Source organism: Salipiger sp. D13, assembly GCF_003703915.1.
Classification (GTDB): domain Bacteria; phylum Pseudomonadota; class Alphaproteobacteria; order Rhodobacterales; family Rhodobacteraceae; genus Salipiger; species Salipiger profundus.
This window is the reverse complement of sequence record NZ_ML112612.1, coordinates 1-21,054: the sequence shown is the minus strand read 5'-3', so window position 1 is coordinate 21,054 and position 21,054 is coordinate 1. Positions and strand designations below refer to the sequence as shown.

Here is a 21,054-nt window from a genome sequence, read left to right as displayed (position 1 = left end):
GATGCCGTGAGGGGGCGTCCACACCATCAAGAGCGCGAAGCGCGGCAGGGTATTGGCGATTCGATTGTGAGAAAGGGCGCTAAGCCACCCTCCGGTCATCGATTTCGATGAGCGCGTCGAGCGGCACCCGGTAGGGCAGCATCTCGTCGAAATCCTCGCAATTGCCGCTATTCTGCACGAGGGCGTGGGTGTCGGTGGCGTCCTTCAGGATCACCCGGAACGTCCCGCCGAGACCGGAGGGCACGTCGTAGGTGCCGCCGATCAGGTAGTCGGCGGCGCGGCGCAGGAAAACGCAGATCGTGTGGCCATCGGTTGCCAGCCGGATAGTGTCGTGACCGCGGTCGATCAGCATCTGCACGTCATCGAGAATGTCGGTGTAGAACTGGCCCGTCAGATCGCGAAACGCCGCCTGCCGCGCCGCCATCCAATCCGGATCGCGGAACGGGTTGATGCCATCGGCAAATGCGAAGGAGGGATCGGCGTGTTCGGTGGTGACGATCCGCGTGGTCCTGCCGTCGATCCCGTTCGAGCGCAGATGGACGCCAGTGCCGACGATCAGGATCAGGGCGGGTTGGCCGACCGGCCCGTTCCAATTCGGCAGGAAGGTGGAGCAGCCGCGCGCATGCGCGATCTGCGCCGCGACGCTCGCCGCGGTGAAACTAAGAAGGGACATGGGATTTACCTGTAAGATGGAGGGGAGGGTGCGACCCGCGCCTACGTTTCGGTGCGGGTCGCCTGTAGGGTCAGGCCGCTTCTGCGACCTCGGTTTCGACTTCGGGCGTCTCGGCCTCGCTGGCATCAACCGGCTCGACACCTGCCGTCTGCATCATCGGCGGGCACCAGGCCGCGACCGCCGCCCGCTGCGCCTCCGTCAGCGTGGCGAAGGGCTCGGCGAAAAGCTTGTCGCAGAATTCGACGACTTGCTTCTTGGTCGAAGAGGCCAGGGTCACCGCCTCTTGTACAAGGCCCAACTCCTCGCCGAGGATCTTCAGAAGCCAGGCCTTCTTGAAGCGGTTGAAGAGTGCAGCGTTCGGTGTCCAATGCGCCCGGATGTCCGGCATGATCTCCACCTCGAAATCGTACATCAGGCTGTCGCGCTGCCGGTCCCGTGAGAAGCAGGATTGCGTGGTTGCCGCCGTGGCATAGGCCACGAGTTTCGCCTTCTCGCCTGCGTCGAGCGCCCGGAAGAGCGCGAACTGGTCGGCGGGGGATTTCGCGTCATCGGCCCAGGAGAGGTCGAGTGCGTCATGGGCCTCGGCCACCTGTTCGAGCGAAGTACCGTCGATCTCGTCCATTTTGGCGTGGGTACGATACTCCTGGCGCGCATCGACCTTGATCGCCTGGGTGACGCCCATACCGCTGGTCAGCACATCCGTGACCAATTTGAAGAGCGTGAGGTCGAGCGTCGCCTCTGGATGCATCGCCATGGCCGCGCCGAGCGCCATCGCCCGCTCGGTCTTCAGGTCCTCGGTGAGCGAGGCGGGATAGGTGATCTCATCGCCGTCTACGGCGCCCTTGTCGCTCGGTGCGCCGGTGCCTTTGCCAGACCGCGCCGCCTTGTCTTCAGGGCGCACCATCCCGAGATGCAGGGAGATCTTGCCATGCGACCAGGAGGCGATCACGCCGGAACGGGCAAGATCCTCTTTGCCATAGGCCTCCTGGAGGTCCCGCGCCTCGGCTTCCAGCGCGTCCACGCGTTCGTAGAGTTCATTGTACGCCTCATCCTCGAGCTCTTCGTTCTCCATCTCGTGTTCGAGTTTCTCAAGCTCGGCGGTGATCTCGTCGACGCGCCTTGAACCCTTCTCATCGGGTTCGACCGGACCCGGATAGACCCGGCCATAATCCGCCATGGCGGCATAGTCGTACTGGATGACCGCATCGGCCCAGGCAAAGCCGATCTCTGCCCGCGCCTCTTCGGCGGCGGCGGCGAGTTTTTCCAGCAGGATCGTTTCGACCAGCGCGGAATCCTCGAGCACGGAATGCTCGTCCAGCAGATCGGCCGCGATTGCACCGCCGCGCGCCTCGTAGTCTTTGCGCACGAAGGCCCCGATATCGTCGCTGACCTGGACGCCGCGCGACTTCAGCGCGTTGCGGACCGTATAGGCCTGCAGGTAGCTGTCCTCCTTGGTCAGCGCATCGAAGACCTCGCGTTGCACCTCTTGGCTCGGGTGATCGGCGAAGGCCTTCATCGTATCGAGCGTGATCAACTTGGCGCGGGCCGCAGCGCGGATGTCGGGATGGATGAGCCCGTAGCGTAGACGGCCTTTGACAGCGGCAACCGTGGTACCGAAGGTCCTGGCGATGGTTTCCGGCGTCTGGCCATCGACCTCCATCATCCGCGCGAAGGCCTCAAACTCGTCGATGGCATTCATCGGCGCCTGGGTGATGTTTTCGGCGAGCGAGAGCGCGGTGGTCACATCACAATCGTCGGGGACCAGGCGGCAATCGATCTTCGTGCGATTGGTGAAGCCCTTGGCGGTCTTGTCCGCAGCAAGTTCCAGCAGGGCCGCGTGACGACGGCCACCGGCGAGCACCCCGAACTTGCCGTCGATCTTCTGGACGAGCAGCGGTTGCAGGAGGCCCAATACGGCAATGCTGGCCTTGAGATGCGCGATATTCTCAGAGGCGTAGGTTTCGGGGGAGTTGGTCCGCACGTTTGCGGGATGGGCGACGAGATCGCCGATGGCGACGGAAACGGGTTTGAACGCTTGTGTCATGAGATGTCCTTCTCTGGGTTCTGCGCCACCCGGACGTCCCGGGCGGCCTGACCGATCCCCGGATCCGGGAACCAACAGGACAAGAGGCCCACTTTCCCTTTTGGAGGGTCAGCGGGCCTGTCGGTGATGGAAGGTTGGGGTGCGGCCTGCCCTACCAGTCGCGCGCCATCATGACGGTCAGCACGCGCATGGTGGTCTCGGGGTTCTCGGGCGTCTCCGCTCCATAGCGATAGTCGGAACTGGCCTCATACAGATCCAGTTTCCAGAACACGGTTTCACCACGGATCGTCACCGCCCCGAAATCGTGCCAACCTTCGGGGTCATTGTCGGGCTCGAATCTATCGAACGCACCGGTGGCCTTCACGGCTTCCGTCACGAAACCATCGCCTGCCTCGATCAGGGACTGGGTTACAACCAGCCGGCCCTGGATCGCTTGATCCGGGGCAATCCCGAGGCAGGCAAATCTGCGGAAGGCATCGTTCTGGGCGGCGATAACGGTGGCACTCGGCCCGGGATAATCTGCGGGTTCGGCATGGCTCATGGGTCTGTCCTTTCGGGATGTGTTGAAACCACCAGACCCAAAGCCAGCTTTTCCTTTCACCACGCCCTGCCAGCCGAAACGGCCCCGGACGTCATGCGGCCTGTTCCCCTTGCCCCGCCTCCGACACGGCGACGAGATAGTCGCAGGCGCGCTGCGCGTCCGCCGCATGTTTGAAGATCGCCCGCTTGTCCGAGCGGAGCACACGGACCCAGTTGTCGAGATAGGCCGCGTTCAGCTCCAGCGTATGCGCGGAGAACCCCAGCTTCTGACCCAAAAACACCGTGCAGAGCTCAGCCACGATCTCTTCCCGCGCGTAGGCGGTGTTTCCGAACCGCGCATCGCCATAGCTGCGGTTCAGGCGGTGTCGGGGTTTCGTCCAGTGGCCGAGCTCGTGTCCCCAGACGGCGTAGAAATTCCGCGGATTCTCGAAGAGCTCGATCGGTGGCATATAAATCTTGTCGAGGTTCGGGACGTAACATGCTTCCCGACCAGAGAAGCTGACATTGGCACCGATTGCCTCGAAGAAGCTCTGCATATGCGGGATCGGTGCGCGGGCGGGATGAACTTCCGGTTCGGCCGCAACGGGATGAAAGCGAGGGTCCAACCCCTCGATCTGATCGGCGTTAAAGACGCGGTAGGATTTCAGGAAGGGAATGGTTTTGGGGTCTTCGGTTTCCGCCTCGCCGCCGTGGGCGCTTTCGANGTAGGATTTCAGGAAGGGAATGGTTTTGGGGTCTTCGGTTTCCGCCTCGCCGCCGTGGGCGCTTTCGACCTGTTCGCGCTCGGCCGTTCCGTAATAGACGACCACCGAAGACTTCGAGCCCTTGATGACTTTCGCATCGAGCTCGTTCGCCTGCCTCAACGTCATCCAGTAGGGCGAGGTGTATCCGGCCATCATGGTGCGCATGGTCAGCAAGAAGTTGTTGACGCCCTGATAGGGTTCGCCGTTCTGGCGGAGCGGCACGGAACTGCCGCCGACCGTCCATGGCTTGCGCCAGGGCAGCACACCCCGGTCGATGATCTTAATGAGTTCGTTGGTGATCGATGCCGCGGCGTCGAACTTTGGCTTGCTGGATTTGGCCATGATGATCTCCGATGTCTGGTAAGTGTGCAGACCCGGAGGTACCGTCAGGGAAACACCCTTGGAGGGGACGGCAGGGTCCGTCCAGAACCCTGCCAGACCCCCACCCTGTGACTCCGGATCCGGCAAAACCCAAAGCTTGCTTTTACTTTTTCATATCACTGACACGAAGTGCCTTTCGGCATCCGTCCAGCGGAAGCCCAGAAAACTCGCCAAGCTGACCCTAAGACCCTTGAGCAAGACACCGAATTCGCTCATTCAGTGATCCCCATGTGCCTCGGTAGCTCAGCGGTTAGAGCTGACCGCTCATAACGGTTAGGTCGCAGGTTCGAATCCTGCCCGAGGCACCACGCGGACATGGTGGAATGGTAGACACCGGAGACTTAAAATCTCCTGCTCAATCGAGCGTGCGGGTTCGAGTCCCGCTGTCCGCACCAGAATCGGCCCCGCAACGCTGCAGCACTTTTTGAACCCTCAAAAAGGCTGGCCAACAGGCGACCTGCAAAGACGTTCAGGTCAATAGGAGAAGCCATTTTCGTTACCGAGCTGGCGGTTGAGTTCGTAGCTGCGAATCGCCTTCGTGTCGAACCGCGAGTAACAGAAAGTACTTAGGCACTTCCTCGAAGTTCGCTATGCACAGGGTGGCACTTCCGCGCCGGTGTTCGTGAACACGGAAGGTCGAAGGCGACAAACGGCCATACGCTGCATTTGCCAAGCGGCATTCTTCTCTGCGAGGACGCAGACATTCGTCTTTGATTGGCTGGAAGAGGTCTTGCAATTACGAGGTCGCATCCAAACTGCGCACGGACATTAGACGAGAGAATTTACGAATGCCATCGCTGGCAGGTACCAATCTTCATTTCACGTGCTCGGCGCCTTGTCACTTGGTGTTTTTTGTGTGATATTCCGCATTACTTTGATCCACGGGCCGATCTGATGCACGACACAGAAATCCTCAACTTGCTCCAGCGGGACCTTCGCGAGCCGTTCATTGACACAATGCTTGATGCATTGAGGGGTGGCTATGCCGCTGCGTATGATCAAATAGCAAAGCCGCCAGGAGGGTTCGTGGTCCAGCGACCGAGTATGGAGTGGGACCCTGTTGATCTCCAAGCCGTTCGTGATAGCCGTCGCGACAACGGGATGAGAGCTCTGGTGAGGTCCTGTACCGACCATCGCGCGCCGTATCAGGTGAAAACATTGCCATGCAACGGGCAGAGGATCGTGGTGGGCCAACTTGGCCAACTGCTCGTCCTTGCAGAACCAATCGACAACCTAAGGGCCCGGCCAGAGCGCGCCGCATACAAAGCGGATCTTGCTGCTTCACATTTCGCTTTGCGCCAGCTTGAGATGGACTTGGGCGACGGCTGGCGCCAAAGGATTGATGCGCGAAACACAATGCTTGTGGTCATTCAGCACGGCATGAGGGTGGGCGACTTCAACAGGCGCGACACCTCGCTCGCCATGATGCGTCTTGCCGTACCAGATGCATCGTTCGGATCGTGGCTTTTCCAAGCCAACGTCATGAATGGTGAGTTGGGCTCCATTCTAGGATGGACCCAAGTTGAGAAGGCGGGAGAAGCCCGCCCGAAACAGGAGGACCGAGTCGTCGTTTCGTTGAAGCGCGGTTTGGGAAAAAGAGACATTGAGCTATGAAAAGAGTGGAAGGTTTCGTCAGTGAAAGACTGACACAAGCTAGAGAGGCTCATGGCCTTACGAAAGCCGCGCTCAGCGGTATGCTGGAAATCTCCCCCAATGCGTTGACGGCATTGGAAACAGGGGCGTCGTTGCCGCGAGCAGAAACATTTGAAGCTATTGCGGAAAAAACGTCGTTCCCGAGGCAGTTTTTCTTGCGTCCTGCTCCGCCCCCTATGAGCGGGCCAGTATTTTGGCGGCGGCAAGCCTCAGAACCATTGCGCTCCCAAGGTAAAACGTCGCAGAGAATTGAATGGGCCGCAGAGGCTTTCTCCGTTCTTTCTGAGTATGTTGACTTCCCGGCCCTCAATCTTCCCCGGCTGGCCGAGTGGCCCGCGAACTGGGCCAGTGTCACAAACGAGCAGATTGAGGATTTGGCCGATCATTGTAGAGATGTTTGGGGATTGGGCTCATATCCAATCCCGGATGTTTGCCTCGCCTTGGAAAACATGGGTATCCCTGTTCTAGCCTTCGAAATCGAGAACAGTAAACAGTCTGGGTATTCTCGCTGGGCAGATCACATTGAGCGGCCTGTCGTTGGTGCAAATACCCTTGAGTCATCAGCAGTGCGGATGCGGTTTAATCTTGCGCACGAGCTATACCATGTGCTGGCCCATTTCGGTTTTGTGACTGAGAAAGAGGTTCGTCACCCGCAAACCTACCAAGCTATCGAGAAACAAGCCCACAGATTTGCAGGTGCTCTGCTGTTTCCCAGAGACGCTTTCCTAAAAGCAGTGCAGTATCCGTCACTGGAGGAATTCGCATCACACAAACAAGAGTGGGGCATTTCAATTCTCGCCCAGATCAGACGGGCTCAGGACCTTGGCGTTTGTGACTCCGAGTGGGCCCGTGCGCTGAACATTCGTGCGTCGAAGAACGGTTACCGAGGAAAACGCGGCGAGCCTTTCGACAAGGAGATGCCTTTAGAAAAACCCCGCATGCTCCGAAGGGCAATTGATGCAATCGAGGGTGGAGGTGAGCTCTTGCTGCAGCAAGTTCGCCGCAGACTGTCTTTGCCGCGCATGGGCGAGCAAGAGATTTTCGGACGTGTGTTGGAAACCACTGGCTCGAATGTGATCCAGTTAAAGAGCGCAAGGCAGGAGTAGAAATGACCAAAATTAAAGGCAAGAACGATGGCCCTGGTGGGCGCAACGAACACTACGACATCGGAAAGCGAAAAAACGTTCCCCGAAGAAACGTTGTGGCCGAAATCAAAAGAGGCGAACATCCTGATGCACACGTCGTGAAGATAAATGGCCGTGAATACGCCCGTGACAATCCCGACAAATCCAAGAAAGACAACGTTAACCGATAGGGATAGAAACACCTCGTGGACCTAACTTACCCGATCAACTTCATCGGCCACGATGAGTGGCTGCAAAGCGGATACGACCAGAGTTTGTCGCAGGGCGACGTCATCACTCGCGACGGTGAGGTCATAGGTAGCTGGCGCGTGGTGGGCTACGATCCCGATGACGAGTATTCTAGTGGGAGGTTTGAATTCACAGCTTTTGGAGAAGATGTCGTGAAATTCGACGAAGAATTTGCTTCGCTGGATGTGCGTATGAGCCGAGGCTTTGCACTGTCAACTCTCACTAGAACCATCAGGGAATGGTATGAGGCCGATAACCCTAAAATCTCTTGATGCCGCACCGCGTTCGACGTCTGCACTGAGCTTATGGCGCTCATCTTCTTTTCTACTTGCGCTAAACCATAGCACGAACGTTTTTGCATTTACGTTTTCTAGGCGCTGTGAGGCGGAGTTCTGAGTCAAACTTGGGAACTTCTCATCATTATTTCCGTCTCAGTGCTGGCCTCAACAAAACCTAGGTGATCTTGGTGGAAAACCGCATCTGGGCGCGATATCAATAGGACAAACCAAGAACACCAGGCGTCATGTCGAGCAAGAAAATCCGCCCCCCAGAAGAGATGACCAAGGCCTCCGAAGGCTACCGCAACGCCTTGGATGCAGTAGTTTCAGCTGTCCCGGCTGTCGGAGGGCCGCTCGCAACTATTGGTCGACACGTCCTCCCATCAGAGCGAGATCGCAAAACGGCGAAATGGCATTCGGATGTCTCTGAGAAGTTGAACGAACAGGACAATCGTATTGCCAGACAGGAACTGCGGCAGCTTGAACTCGAAGACGGGACCACCGAGCAACTGAATGGAATTTCAACGAGACTGGAGATCGTCGAACAGAATACGCGCCTCGAAGCCGTCCGGACTGACTTCAGTGACCTGGTTCTCCAACCTGGGCGTAAGCTGATTGAGGAGCGGAAGTATGTCACGGCCCTTGGTATCTTTGATGCAGTTGAGAAAGGCGGTCCGTCCATACAGGACGATCCTGAATGGCACGCGAAAATCGCTTCGTTGAGAGGAAACTGCTATCTTCATCTCGGGCAGGAAGATCAGGCTAGCGCTCTTTTTCTCCGAGCCTATGAGCTTGATACAATCTCCCCGAAAATTCGCAGTAATGCCGTCACGGGTTTCCTAATTCGCGAGGAGTTGGAGGCCGCGGTCCGGATTGCCCAAGAGCTTTTGGATGAACATCCGGACACGCCGCACCATTGGATAAACTTTGTCCAGGCGAATGGAGCAATAGGAGCAGACCTTTCCTATTTGGACGACGTGCCAGTCTCTGTTCGGCATGATGAACAGGTCATGCTAACCACATTGAACGTCCTTCGGGCGCGTGATGATGCTGGCTGGAAAGCGAAGGCGCGCGACACGATCGCTGCATATCCGGAATCTCGCCCTGCCAGACGCTACGCCGCTGAAGCCGTTCTCGATGAAGCCGTGGAAGTGCTGCTTGCTCCATCGTCGAGCATTGCCCAGGCCGCCGAGGTTCGGCGTCGCGCCGAGGAGGCTGCCGAGAATTTAGCAGATCTTTGGACGACCTTGCTCATGACAGAGGTCCCCGCCCACAAGACACATATCTCGCTTCTTCAGAATGCCATCACCGGGTTTCGCATCGCGAATGAGCCGGAACGAGCCATGGAACTACTCGAGCCGTCGATTGACGCGCTGATCGAAGACGAAGCCAGCCGGACGATCGTCGCGGCCGTGGCGCTGGACCTTGGTCGTCAGGACATACTTGATCGCGTCTTTCAGCTGCCATTCGAAGATAAGGCCATCATGCAATTGGAGTGGGCCATTCGCGAACGCGATTGGGCCCAAGCCATCTTAGTCGTTGAGATGAACCCGGAAGACATTGAACGGCCCTCCGAGATTCCGGTGGACACCCTTCTCGAGGTGCTCAGAGCAATTGAGACGTCTCAGTCGAATAATGCTGAAGCAATTCTTGCGATTGCCGAAGAGATCCAGGATTCCGCATCAATGCTGACGACGAGCCAGCTCTGCAAGCGAGCCGGTATGGACGATGTCGCCGCAGATCTGGTTCGGCGGGCTTTAGATATGGGGCCGCCAGACAGCAGGTTCTTGAGGTTTAAACTCGCGGAATCCGCTGCAAAGTTGGATTGGCAGGATGACGTGATCGACCTCCTCGATGGGCACGTCAATCCTGAGGTGCCTGGACATGAGCGCTTTCGACTGGCGGTTGCGCATGCACGCGTATCGAAACCCAGGCAGTCTGGAGAGACTTTCTTTTCGCAGCTACGTCGCCATGCTGAAACCGACGTAGACCTACAACGAGCCGGAGGTCACTTCTTTGTTGCGATCGGGAAGGCACGCGAGGCCGTTCCATGGTTCAAGCGAGCTCTGAATCTGGAGCCGAACCAAGCGCACACCATTCTAGCGCTCTGGCAAGCTCTCGGCCGGTCCAATCAGAAACGACGGGCAGATGAACTGCTCGATGAAGTCGCCCTCGAGGAACTGGAGGGAGAACCAATTGACCAACTCAATCTCATCCAACTGCTGTGGCGTCGAGGACGCGCCGATGTCCTAGAGCAAGCCTACGATATCGTAACACATAATGAAGACGATCCAGAGGTTTGCCTGGCTTTCTTCGGGATGATGTTGATGGATGCGTTCGATGAGCGCCCCCCGGCCCTCCCTCAACACGATGTTGTCGAACTGGGAGCATGGGTGCGCCTTACGCGGCCCGATGGTGACCCGTTCGAATTTATCGTTGCGAACCAAGAGGACCATACCCGACAGCATTTTGACACCAAGAACGCAATCGTTGCTGCGGCGCTAGGCCAGCCAGTCGGAAGTGGATTCACCACCGATACAGGCCTCAAGCCGTCAGAATGGACGGTGACGGAGATCAAGCCGAAAACACTCCACCTCTTCCACAGGCTCTCGACCTCTTTTCAGGCTCGCTTCCCGGATCAGCGGGCCTTCCAATCGATGCGGATGATCAATGAAGATATCGAACCGATCCTCGACGTCATTCGCCAGAGGGGATCTTTCGTTGAGCGGCTCTTCACAAGCTACCGGGAACATCCGCTCCCGCTCGGCGCTTTGGCGCAAATGTCGCCCGCAAGTCTGCCGGAGATCGCCTTCAGCCTCGGACAGGCTGGCTACACCTTCTTGGTTGCGACGGGCCATCCGCACGAACGGGCGGCAGAACGTGCCCACCTTGGAGTGGCCGCACATGGTCCGCTCGTGCTTGATAGCATTACGGCATGGGTCCTAGCGAAATTGGACCTTCTCACCTGTGTCGCGAACACGTTTGAAAGCGTCTTGATCCCAGTATCAGCAATCGATGAGTTGCGCGCCTGGTCCGAACGCATCGGGGAAGCTGGTTCGGAGTCGATGACGTTGCACTCGGAAGGTGAGAATATCGTTCGCACAGTTCACTCTGAAGATGCGCGGAACTCGCAGCGAGCAGAAATCGATGACGTCGTTGCAAAGATCGGCAAAAGCGTAACTTCGGTCGGAATTGGAATGCCCAAATTCCAAGACGCGCAGGTTCGGCAATTGGCCGATCTCCTTGGAGACCAGTTTGACACCGTTTCCGTTGCGACCCGGGAGGGCGGAACAGTGTTATCCCTCGATCTTCGGTTCCGACAGGTCGCATGTGAGATCGCGGGTCTGAACGCGGTCGGGATCGATGCGCTATTGGATCATCTGCTCGAGGTCGAAGCCATCGACAGGGAGCACCATGCAAGGAGCATGATGTACCTGGCGGTGCAGGGCTGCGGGGTTCTCTCGGTGAATGCCAACCTACTGTTGGCAGCGTTCCGAGCTGATCACTCTGACAAGAAAGGGGGTTTTCAGTTTCTGGCAAGATGTTTGGGCGGGCAAAATGCCGAACCGAATAGCCATCTCATAGTCGCGTCCGCCTTTGCAGATCTTGCGTTTCAAGTGCTTACTTCGCTTGAGGCACAATCTGCCACTAGTCATGTGCTTCGTGCGCTAGTGCGGTTGAATGGAATTGCAACAGACCAGATCGTTGAGGCGTTCACCGTGAGATGTGGTGACGATCGTGTTCGACGATATGCACGCGAATGGACACGAGGTCATTTCCTACACTGTAATCCCACAACAACTGAGTAATGATCGGTGCAAATCCAACGTTTCGATTTCCATCCTCCCCGCCGAAGATGCACTACCCACGGTTCTTCAAGCTTCAGCCAGTAGCGCGTGTACCTGTGCATTTCAGGTTGGGCCAAACCTGCGACTGATTGAAAGTCAAAGCCCGACCAATTGAAAACGGGCGGCTTCGCTTGTTCGAAGATTACAACACATTTCGGACATCACAGTTCCGGCAGGTCCCGCAGGCTCTGCAGATCGAACGTCACCAGTAAAATCTCCGTGGTCACGAAAGTATGTGGCGCCCTGGACGCGGAGACCGCAACCCAGAAGCGATCAAGTCTTTGTACCGCAGCCGGGCCAGCAGATCGCAACCGATCTACTTTTCGAAGAAAAGTGCGGACCCACGTCCAGAGATTAAGGCTACGTTAGCGACCTCGAGCGAACTTGGGAGTCCAGCTCTCTATCAATAGGGCTTCCTCTTCGTAAGCTTCGTCATCAGGGTCGTCGGCAAGTTCTTCGCTGGAAAGGACGGTAAGGGTGAAGCCATAAGCACCGAGACCGATGACTTCTTCATCCAACGTAAGCCGTCGCCTGCAAGAGAACCATTCAGCAAGACTGGTCTGACCACATATCGAGCGCGCGGACCGGATGTTTTGCGTATCAGCGTTGAACCGCAGGGTATGGGTTCGTGGTAGCGGAGTGCCCTTTTTGAGGAATGAGAGCTTATCAAGCTTTTTGAAGCTTTCAGACAAGAACGCATATGCGACCTTGTCGCCAGAACTGACGACAACCGCCATCGGATAGTCGCAACATTCGGCGGCTCTGATGGCAGAGGCCGTGAGCGAGCACTCGGCCAGCTGGCTTAGCGCAATGATCCCATCCAGACCGACACGGCTTCCCCCGATGACCTCGCCCACGAGTTTCGATGGCATGAGCAGCCCAGACGCAAAATGATCCGCCTCCAGCTCTATCGAACTCGTCCCTTGTGAAAACCCGGCCCTGGACATGTGGATCGGAGCAGTCTTCAGAATTTCCTCGGGATGCCCCTCAAGAAAATAGTGGCCAAGTTCGTGAGCCACGGTAAACCTGCGAAATCCTTCGCTCTTGATATCGGTCGCATAGAAAATGCCAACGCTCTCATCATGGAAGATGATCCCGCCGCTCACGCCAACCCGGCCGGGATCCTTTGGCTCGACAAAGATGTCCTCGGTCTCCGCAATCGCAAACGGATCAACGGGGAAAGCATCATAGCCTTTTTCTTTTGCTTTGAGTTCACCTTGGCGCCGCGCCATATGAATTCGGAATTTGCTCAACGACCTGACTTTCTCTGGTTCATGAGATCAATCATCATTTGGATGTGTTCTCGGTCGTCATCCGACAAATTTTCTTCACCGCGAAAAGCCGTTGTTGCCCCGGCCATGTCACTGGTCCTTCCGAGCAAGTAGTCTGACGTAACGCTCAATGCCTTCGCGAGGGCCCGAATGTTTGCAAACGAAGGCTTGCGCCGCTCCTTCTCGAAATGGCCGATTGCTGATGGTTGTAACCCGGTCTTTGCCGCAAGTTCCGTTTGGTTGATCCCTCGCGCCTCTCTGGCTTGACGTAACCTGTCACCGAACCCACCATTGGAATCCGTAGAATTTGACATGACGCTCCCGCATGTGTTAGTATGACGATATCGTAGGATTCTCGCCGCTTGCTCGCGGCTTCTTTTTTCGCTTTCCGTCCTACGAAAACGTCAAAAACTGTAAGACGGATCAGCGAATCCGTCAAGCCTGAGGGGGCAGATGAAGATGAATATCAGGACGAACCTCGAAGATTTCGCGCGCGGCCTGGAGATCGACCCTGTAGAAGCTGCGCTGATGGACGTTGCACGTGCCCTCCAGATCACCCGCACGATGCACGACGAAGCCGACCGCCATTTTCGCGGGCTCGCTCAGCATGTCGACCGCCCTGGCAGCCCTCTCGAAGATTTGGTCCTTGAGATCTACCCTTCTGGCAGCTTTGCAATCCACGCCGCGACTCGGTCACGCCTGAAGACCGACCAGCACGACGTTGATGCCGTGCTCGAGATCGCGATCGCTCCTGGCACCGATCCGGCATGGGTGCTTGAACAACTGTACAAAGCGATCAAGGGCGAAAAAGGCAGCAAGTACTACGACTACCTGATTGAGAAAAACAGTCGCTGTGTCACGGTTACCTACCCGGACGGCGTCACAGTCGATCTGATGCCGGTCGTTCGCATCGATGGGGCACCAGAACGCGTGGCAACCTTGTTTCACTACAAGCCTGAGACGGACGAGCGGTACCACAAGGAGATCAATCCGAAGGGGTTTGCCGATCACTTCAATGCTCGCGTCGAGATCAGCGAGGCGTTTCAGAAGCGCTTCGATGCGCGTCGTTACCTCGTCGATGGCGAAACCTATACCGAACTGGCCACGCGGCTTTCAAATGAGACGTCTGGTCTGGCGTTGCAAAAGGCAGATACCCAACCGATGCCGGTGCATGTCCCGCTCGACCAGAAATCGCCTCGCGTGGTTGCCCTGCAGCTGATCAAGAGGTTCCGCGACAAACGCTATCGCAAGCACGACGATCACCGTGGCAAACGCAAACCCCCGGCCGTCATTATCGCAGCGATTGCAATCGATGCCGGCCCTGCAAACGATAGCCTGGTCGATGAGGTGATAGCGATTGCCAAGCGGATGCGCTGGCAGATCCGCAATGCCGAACAGAACCTGCGGTTGCTGGAAGTTCGCAATCCGGCACACTACCCCGATCTATTTACCGATCGGTGGCCGGCTCAAAGGAGCGACCAGCAACTTTGGGCGGCGGACTTGCTCACCCTCATCGAACGCTTCGAAAACCTGAAGCGGGTTGGCTTCGATCCTGCGGTTATCCAATCAACGTTCGACGATCTGTTCGGCGAAAAGGCCGGCGAGACCGCTCTGCAGGCCTATCATCGCGCACAGACTGTCCAGCTCGAACATGGTGCGCTCGGCATGACACCGAGCGGGCATTTGAAACCTGCGGCACCAGTTTCGTCCCTGGCTGCTCCAGCTCTGGGTGCTGGGATCGCATCCGCACCAGGCCTTGTGAGGCCTGCACGCGCGAATACGAACATGGGGGGCACCGTACCTGATGATAACTGTTGGTGATCAGATTGCGGACATGGCCGATGTCTATCCCGAATGGTCATGCGACCGGCTGAGCCAGCGAACTTGCGTTTGGGAGGGGCATCTGCAGCCACACAGAACGACGTACCGGCTGCAGGTCGAATATACGGAACCCCTACTACTCGAAGGCAGATCAAACCTGTACCTGCAGCCTCTTGTTGAGGTTCTTGAGCCGACCTTGCAAAGGCGTTTCGGTAACAAAGAAGGGTCCCTACCGCATGTTTACGTGTCACATCCGCGAATAGAGCGTACGGGGCCATTCCTCTGCCTCTTCGACGACGAAGCGGATCAGTGGTCGCCAGATGACCTGATCAGCAATACGACCATTCCCTGGGCGTCTAACTGGCTGAGCTGCTACGAAAGCTGGCTCGCTTCGGGAAAATGGTTTGGGACCGGCAAACACATCAGAAATCCGTCAGGCGGGCGATCCAGGTTGGCGATACTTATGGAGAGATTTCATGGCACAACCTCAATCCCGCCGCTCGCAGGGCACCATCTTTCACCGTCGAGATCAACTCGAATGGCCCGCAGATGATCTTCGCATACTGTCCATTGATGGCGGCGGCATAAAAGGCATTCTGCCTGCGGCGGTGCTGGCGGAATGCGAGCGTCGTTTCTTGAAGGGCGGTTCGGCAGCCAGCTACTTCGACATGATCGCCGGCACTTCAACCGGAGGAATAATCGCGCTCGGCATGGCAGCAGGGATGCGCGCCGAGGAGGTTCTCGAAATCTATATGCGCCACGGGTCGGAAATATTTCCCAGGCCTTGGACTCCTCCAACTCGAATTGGTCGCGCGATGCGATCCGCTTACCAGTTCGCCCGCGATCTTGCCGTCTATCGATACAACCGCGAACCCTTGGAACGAGCGCTTCGAGATCGCTTTGGCAACAGGACATTGGGCTCCGTCAATGTGCGTTTGAACATTCCCGCCTTCGATGGGTTCAACGAGGTCAACGTCCTCAAGACCCCGCACCACCCTGACTTCCGCCTCGACTGGCAGGAAGAACTGGTCACGGTAGCATTGGCGACGTCAGCCGCGCCGACATTCTTCTCGACCTACCGAAATGGCACCCGGCACTTTGCCGATGGCGGTGTTTGGGCGAACAACCCCGTCATGGTGGTGCTGGTCGATGCCATGAGCTGTTTCAACGTAGACAGACACAAAATCGACATCCTGAGCCTAGGCTGTGGCGATCAAGACCTTCGTATGACTGACGGTCAGATCAAGCGCGGCGGCATGTTCCACTGGAGAACAATCATCGAGAGCGCGATGCACCTGCAAAGCCAGAACGCCCTTGGACAGGCCGGACTTTTGATCGGGCGAGACCGCATGCTTCGTCTGACATCCGCTCCGACGCTCGAACCCATTGCACTTGATGACTTCACGCGAGCGAGTGCCGAACTTCCGCAGCAGGCGAAACGTCTTGTCGAAGAAAACGCCGAACGGCTTGAGACATTCTTTGATGCTCCTCGGGCTTCGGCTGCATTTTACCACGGACCGCTTAGCACGTCGGGCGGGACTTAAAGTCGGCCACATTCGCCGATAGACAAACACCGGTTTTCTCGTCGCAGGAACGACCGGTAGTCGCTCATCTGCGAAGCCCACATGGCCGGGTGTTTTCTCAGCTGTTCGAGGGCATCCCCCCTGCTTTGCTGGTGAGTTTCAGAGCCGACAACCACCGGTCTCTTTGAAAATGAGAAAATTTGTCCATCCTTGACGGACTATTTTGTGGGTTTCCACTGAAACAAGTGGCGGTCCCTTTAAAAATATATCATTGTGTCGCCTATGAGCGGACAAGAACACGAAAAACTAAAGAGCCTTCTTGAGGCTGTTCCCACGGGGTTCCTCGTGGACTCGGTCTGGCTTGAGCACCACGGGATAGGCCGGCGTTCGTCCTACGCCTATGTCCAACGTGGCTGGCTAGAACGCCTTGGACGCGGCGTCTTCCGCCGCCCGGCACCAGGCAGCGCCACCACGAATACGCTCGATTGGAAGACCTGCCTGCTCTCGCTCCAGCACATCATGCACTACCCTGTACATGTCGGGGGGGCGACGGCATTGGACCTGCAAGGCTATGCGCACTATCTCTCACTCGGCGACAAGAGCACAGTCTGGCTCTACGGCTCAAAAATCCCCAACTGGCTCGAAAAACTGCCGCTCAACGCCGAACTCCGCACACGCAGCGTATCGCTGTTCTCCGATCCAGAGTTGGGTGTCAATGACGCACGAAAAAATCTCAACGAGACAGCATCGTCCCTGCCATGGGACTGGAAACTGGTGATGTCCTCGCCGGAACGCGCGATCTTTGAGGCGCTGGACGAGTTGCCGGATCAGGAGAGCTTTCACAACCTCGACATGGTGTTCGAAAGCCTGACGACGTTGCGCCCAAGAACCCTCTCGGCACTGCTCAGAAGTTGCAAGAAGATCAAGGTCAAACGCCTGTTCTTCGTGTTCGCCGACCGCCACGACCATGCTTGGCGCAAGCGTCTCGATCCAGAAGACTTCGACCTCGGCAGCGGGGATCGCGCATTGGTCAAAGGCGGCAAGATACATCCGCGCTACAGGATCATGGTGCCGGAAGAGTTTGCAAGAAAGGAACGTGGTGATGGCGCGTGAAGACTATGCCGCCCAAGTAGCCCTGCTCGTGCGCATACTCCCGTATGTCGCGAAGGAGGAGATATTTGCTCTCAAGGGCGGGACGGCCATCAACCTCTTCTATCGCGACCTTCCGCGCCTCTCGGTCGATATCGATTTGACCTATCTGCCTGTCAAGGACCGCGCCGAAAGCCTCGTCGAGATCAACGACGCGATGGACCGGATCGCCGCCGCCATCGAAGGCGGCATCACCGGCGCCAAAGCTCAGCGCATTGCCGGCGGTGGCGGTGGGGCTACGCGTGCGCTCGCCCGCCTCGGCACAGCCGAAATCAAAATCGAAACCTCCCCCGTTACCCGGGGCGTCGTGCATGATCCGGAACAACGCGAAGTCTCCGAAGCCGTCGAGGAGGCGTTCGGATATGCGACGATGAACATCGTATCCTTCGGGGATTTGTTCGGCGGCAAGCTCCATGCGGCCCTTGATCGCCAGCACCCGCGAGACCTCTACGACGTTAAACTGCTCTACGAGAACGAAGGGTTTACCGACGCGTTGTTCCGCACTTTCCTGATCTATGTAGCGTGTTCACCGCGCCCACCGCACGAATTGCTGAACCCAAACCTGATCGATCTGAGGCAGCCCTATGTCCGGGAATTTGAGGGCATGACGAAGGAAGCGGTCGACCTTCCAGATTTGGTCGCAACACGCGACCGCCTGATTGGGGACATCCAATCCCGCATAGATGAAAACGCGAAGAGGTTTCTGAGGACCCTGCATGAAGGCGATCCCGACTTCGACGCGATCGACCGCCCTCAAGCGGCCGAGCTTCCAGCGGTCAGATGGAAGCTCATCAACGTGAACAAGCTGAAAGCAGAAAACCCCAAGAAGCATGCCGCCCAAGGGGAAGAGCTGGAGAGGCTCCTCGGCTGAAGATGGATCAGAGATGACAGAATACTACAGACCGCTTAGCACGTCCGGCGGGGCCTAAAGCTGGCCACAATCGCCGACAGTACTGGATGCCCATGCTATGACATCCACCAATCGTCTCCTCACAGGAACGACTGGTACTCGTCCATGAAGGTTGCAACCTGCAATAGGCCCTGCGCTTCTGACTTGTGAATCAAAGCCGCAACATCAAGCGCCGGATTTTTGAAACGCTCCCGCATGCGGCGCAGGGCCAGAATGGCCTCTGAGGGATCCAGCTCGATTGTATCGGCGATGAAGTCGTCGGCGGAAATCGCCTGGATGGCGTGCGGGTCCAAAGCCGCCGATGGAAAGTCCGCGAGATTGTCCGTCACGATGACAGAGGCAGACGTTGTGATGGCTGCTGCCAGCACGTGGTTGTCGCCAGGATCGGGCAGTGCGAGCTTGCCTTCGAAGATCTCATAGCCTGTCACCAGAGCTTCGGGGAAGGCCGCTTCGATTGCCGCCCTTTGCCGGGAACCATCGGTTTCGCCCTTGGTAATCTGGGTGATTGCCTTCTGAGTCTCGTCAAGAATGCGACTGCTCCACCGAGGCCGGAACAAACCGGCCTCGGCCAAGCTTAGGAGCATGTTTCTTCGAAGCGCGCCGCCAAGAACGCAGGCATCGAGGAGAGCCGTGAACCGATCAGCGTATCGGCTCATACAAGACCTTCTTCCGCATCCATTGCGGCAAGGTCACTCAAAGCACCCGAGCGAGACGCATCACGCTTCTCCTTGTAGGCAAAGAGATCGTCGGCACGAACTCGGCGATGACGGCCGGTCTTCGCAAACGGAATCTCGCCTTCCTCGAGAAGCTTCACCAAGAACGGACGGGACACATTGAGAAGGTCCGCGGCCTGCTGTGTGGTCAGCTCTGACTCGACGGGGATCATCCGAAACCCGCGACCGCTCGACACAAGCCGCAGCACCTCGAGCAGCGAAGCCGTCAGGGCGGGCGCAAGCGTCACGGTGCGAACTTCGCCGCCTTCCAGGGCGAGCGACAGCTTTGTCGGTTCGCCTTCCTTGATCTGGGAGGCGACAATCGTTCTGAGTTGTTCGGCGTTCTTGATCTCGACCTCGTCGGGCAAACGATCAAAGAACGCCTCTTTTCTGAGGGCGTTCATCTTCTCTCTCCGGTTCTCTCGTCTCGTGTTGGATATAGGCTATCCGTCATTCGAAACAATCGCAACACTCGAAATATTCGAAATTCGTTTAGATCGTGTAAACGGGTCACAGCATGCGAACACCGCATCGCTCTCATGAAGAACCGACCACGCCCGCATCAACAAGCTGCTCCCGATCGGGCAGATCACGCAAGCTCTCGAACCCGAACGCAACAAGGAACTGCTCGGTGGTGACGAAGGTATAGGGCGCACCGCGACGCGGCGATCGTGGCCCGGTCCCGATCAAGTCGCGCGCATGCAGCCGACCAATCAGGTCACGACTGATATCTTTGCCGAAGATATCCTTGAGCCCGTCGCGCGTAATCGGCTGGTGATATGCGATTGCTGCCAGGACCGCGACGTCGAACTCCTTCAGATCCAGTAATTGATCCCCGACGTCCGCCGCAGCGCGGATCGCCGGCGCGTAAGCGGCCCGCGTCCGGAACATCCAGCCGCTGGCGACTTGGGCGACCTCGAAGGCCCGCCCCTCCAGCTCGGCGGCGAGATCCTCAACCAGGAGGTCGACTGAGGCCCCCTTCCCCACCACGCGGGCCAGGTCGTCTCGCGGGACCGGCGATGCCGAGGCAAACAGCACCGCCTCGATGCGGCGCATCCATTCCCGCCAGCGCAGCTCCGGCGGCAGGTCAGTCAACTCGCGATCCAGGTCTGGTTCAGAGCGATCCTTTGCCATCGCTACACCCCGTAAAGCCGAAAGGTGTCGCGCCCGGTCAGCTCGCGCACCGCGCCGAGGTCGACCAGCCGATCGCAGAGCCGCCGCGCGGCGCGATCCGGCAAAGGCAAGGCCGACGGGGCCATAGCATCGCGGGTCAGGAACATCTCGACCGCGTTGCCAGCCCCCTTGGCCCGCAGCTTGGGTGCGACCGTCTTCAGATGCGCCGCCCGACGTGCAAGGTCGGCGGCGAGACGCACGGCGTCGACCACCGAGGAGATCAGCGCGCGATGACAGGCGAAGCGAAGATCATCGCCTTGCTTGCGCAGGTCAGCCCGTTTCAGGCCAGTCGCCAGCAGCGGCATCAGATGATCCCAACCGAGTGCTTGGGCGAGGGCTATATCCGCGAGGATCAACGCGGGCACATCGGCCCGCGGCGCTTCGCTCTGCACCGCTTCCAGCACCATCGCAGCACGGACTACCGGCGCCCCCTGCCCCGCATCCAGCCACGTGGCGATCTGGCCCGGCTCAAAGGTCTGCAAGGCGCGGCCCAGAGCCTTGATTGACACCGGCCGCTCAACCGCGCGCCGCCAGGCCAGGCAGGTTTCGCCGGCCGGACCGGGGAGATCGCCCGGACGCAACAGGTGCACCGCATCGCGCAGCTCCCCTGCCCGCTCGGGACGACCGGAAAACGCAACACAAGCCTCCGCCGCACGCAACGCCAGCCGATCCCGCAACAAGGCATGGGGGACGCCGTCCTGAACCAGCACAAGATGCAGTTGAGAGAGGGCCGCGCCCGACAAAAACGCAACATCTTCAAGGGTTTCAGCACGCGCGGAGGTGACCCAGACGGGCATCCGGGGTAGCGTGTCAAGGTCGCTGGTGTGATCCGGGCTGGCAAATGTCATGCCCAAAGTCTACACTTGTGCGGCGCTTTCTGCCAGAAAATAGCGACCTAACCGCCCCACATTATCGGTCTCCATGATGTCCAATAATTTTGCATTATCGGACATAAAAATGA

The 21,054-nt window shown here is 58.0% G+C and carries 19 protein-coding genes, 2 tRNA genes and 1 pseudogene; 11 read left to right on the top strand and 11 right to left on the bottom strand.

Going from position 1 to position 21,054, the window contains the following annotated elements; all coding sequences use genetic code 11:
- Window positions 1-79: 79 nt before the first annotated feature.
- The 5 genes and pseudogenes from D6860_RS17630 to D6860_RS25795 form a co-directional block, all read right to left on the bottom strand.
- Window positions 80-673: a regulator gene (locus tag D6860_RS17630; protein ID WP_076625852.1), complete on the bottom strand. Its 594-nt coding sequence runs from the start codon at window positions 671-673 to the stop codon at window positions 80-82.
- 70 nt (window positions 674-743) lie between these two features.
- Window positions 744-2,717 (bottom strand): ParB/RepB/Spo0J family partition protein, encoded by a 1,974-nt coding sequence (locus tag D6860_RS17625; protein ID WP_076625851.1) that lies wholly within the window; start codon window positions 2,715-2,717, stop codon window positions 744-746.
- A gap of 151 nt (window positions 2,718-2,868) precedes the next feature.
- Window positions 2,869-3,258 carry a DUF3768 domain-containing protein gene (locus D6860_RS17620; protein ID WP_128549295.1) on the bottom strand — a complete coding sequence of 130 codons (390 nt, stop codon included), beginning with the start codon at window positions 3,256-3,258 and terminating at the stop codon, window positions 2,869-2,871.
- Between the two features lie 91 nt (window positions 3,259-3,349).
- Window positions 3,350-3,960 (bottom strand): annotated as a pseudogene (locus D6860_RS25800) (ArdC family protein); the annotation flags it as partial.
- Between the two features lies 1 nt (window position 3,961).
- The coding region (locus D6860_RS25795; protein WP_254681422.1) for an ArdC-like ssDNA-binding domain-containing protein at window positions 3,962-4,342 on the bottom strand (381 nt) is incomplete at its 3' end.
- A gap of 271 nt (window positions 4,343-4,613) precedes the next feature.
- Between D6860_RS25795 and D6860_RS17610 the strand changes: the two genes are divergently transcribed.
- The 7 genes from D6860_RS17610 to D6860_RS17580 all read left to right on the top strand — a co-directional run bounded on the left by D6860_RS17610 (window position 4,614) and on the right by D6860_RS17580 (window position 11,494).
- Window positions 4,614-4,689: transfer RNA gene (locus D6860_RS17610), tRNA-Ile, on the top strand.
- 1 nt (window position 4,690) lies between these two features.
- Window positions 4,691-4,776, top strand: a tRNA-Leu gene (locus D6860_RS17605).
- Between the two features lie 499 nt (window positions 4,777-5,275).
- Window positions 5,276-5,995, top strand: coding sequence for a hypothetical protein (locus D6860_RS17600; protein ID WP_076625848.1), 720 nt, complete (start codon window positions 5,276-5,278; stop codon window positions 5,993-5,995).
- Entirely contained in the window at window positions 5,992-7,140 is a 1,149-nt protein-coding gene (locus D6860_RS17595; RefSeq protein WP_076625847.1) for a helix-turn-helix domain-containing protein, read from the top strand. The genes D6860_RS17600 and D6860_RS17595 overlap by 4 nt, the downstream gene beginning before the upstream one ends.
- Before the next feature lie 2 nt (window positions 7,141-7,142).
- Window positions 7,143-7,349, top strand: a complete 207-nt coding sequence (locus D6860_RS17590; RefSeq protein ID WP_076625846.1) for a DUF3892 domain-containing protein — start codon at window positions 7,143-7,145, stop codon at window positions 7,347-7,349.
- A gap of 15 nt (window positions 7,350-7,364) precedes the next feature.
- Entirely contained in the window at window positions 7,365-7,679 is a 315-nt protein-coding gene (locus D6860_RS17585; protein WP_076625845.1) for a hypothetical protein, read from the top strand.
- A 251-nt stretch (window positions 7,680-7,930) separates the two neighbouring features.
- Window positions 7,931-11,494, top strand: a complete 3,564-nt coding sequence (locus D6860_RS17580; RefSeq protein ID WP_128549293.1) for a tetratricopeptide repeat protein — start codon at window positions 7,931-7,933, stop codon at window positions 11,492-11,494.
- A 404-nt stretch (window positions 11,495-11,898) separates the two neighbouring features.
- Here the strand turns inward: D6860_RS17580 and D6860_RS17570 are convergent, their stop codons facing one another.
- Complete coding sequence (locus D6860_RS17570) at window positions 11,899-12,786, bottom strand: ImmA/IrrE family metallo-endopeptidase (protein ID WP_076625843.1); 888 nt, start codon at window positions 12,784-12,786, stop codon at window positions 11,899-11,901.
- The gene (locus D6860_RS17565; protein ID WP_057790503.1) at window positions 12,783-13,118 is read right to left on the bottom strand and encodes a helix-turn-helix domain-containing protein; all 336 of its coding nucleotides are present in this window, start codon (window positions 13,116-13,118) and stop codon (window positions 12,783-12,785) included. Before D6860_RS17565 ends, D6860_RS17570 begins: the two co-directional genes overlap by 4 nt.
- A gap of 139 nt (window positions 13,119-13,257) precedes the next feature.
- Here D6860_RS17565 and D6860_RS17560 point away from each other — a divergent pair, with 139 nt between their 5' ends.
- The 4 genes from D6860_RS17560 (at window position 13,258) to D6860_RS17545 (ending at window position 18,168) form a co-directional block, all read left to right on the top strand.
- On the top strand, window positions 13,258-14,625 hold the full coding sequence (locus tag D6860_RS17560) for a nucleotidyltransferase domain-containing protein (protein WP_076625842.1): 1,368 nt from the start codon (window positions 13,258-13,260) through the stop codon (window positions 14,623-14,625).
- 476 nt (window positions 14,626-15,101) lie between these two features.
- Complete coding sequence (locus D6860_RS17555) at window positions 15,102-16,169, top strand: CBASS cGAMP-activated phospholipase (protein WP_076625841.1); 1,068 nt, start codon at window positions 15,102-15,104, stop codon at window positions 16,167-16,169.
- 261 nt (window positions 16,170-16,430) lie between these two features.
- Window positions 16,431-17,261: a type IV toxin-antitoxin system AbiEi family antitoxin domain-containing protein gene (locus tag D6860_RS17550; protein WP_076625840.1), complete on the top strand. Its 831-nt coding sequence runs from the start codon at window positions 16,431-16,433 to the stop codon at window positions 17,259-17,261.
- A complete protein-coding gene (locus D6860_RS17545; protein WP_076625839.1) occupies window positions 17,251-18,168 on the top strand; it encodes a nucleotidyl transferase AbiEii/AbiGii toxin family protein in 918 nt (305 codons plus the stop codon). The genes D6860_RS17550 and D6860_RS17545 overlap by 11 nt, the downstream gene beginning before the upstream one ends.
- 119 nt (window positions 18,169-18,287) lie before the next feature.
- Here the strand turns inward: D6860_RS17545 and D6860_RS17540 are convergent, their stop codons facing one another.
- From D6860_RS17540 to D6860_RS17525, 4 genes are all read right to left on the bottom strand, one after another.
- Window positions 18,288-18,863 (bottom strand): PIN domain-containing protein, encoded by a 576-nt coding sequence (locus D6860_RS17540; protein ID WP_076625838.1) that lies wholly within the window; start codon window positions 18,861-18,863, stop codon window positions 18,288-18,290.
- Window positions 18,860-19,324: a helix-turn-helix domain-containing protein gene (locus D6860_RS17535; RefSeq protein ID WP_076625837.1), complete on the bottom strand. Its 465-nt coding sequence runs from the start codon at window positions 19,322-19,324 to the stop codon at window positions 18,860-18,862. Before D6860_RS17535 ends, D6860_RS17540 begins: the two co-directional genes overlap by 4 nt.
- 133 nt (window positions 19,325-19,457) lie before the next feature.
- The gene (locus D6860_RS17530) at window positions 19,458-20,054 is read right to left on the bottom strand and encodes an SMC-Scp complex subunit ScpB (protein ID WP_076625836.1); all 597 of its coding nucleotides are present in this window, start codon (window positions 20,052-20,054) and stop codon (window positions 19,458-19,460) included.
- A 2-nt stretch (window positions 20,055-20,056) separates the two neighbouring features.
- Window positions 20,057-20,941 (bottom strand): DUF1403 family protein, encoded by an 885-nt coding sequence (locus D6860_RS17525; RefSeq protein ID WP_076625835.1) that lies wholly within the window; start codon window positions 20,939-20,941, stop codon window positions 20,057-20,059.
- Window positions 20,942-21,054 lie beyond the last annotated feature (113 nt).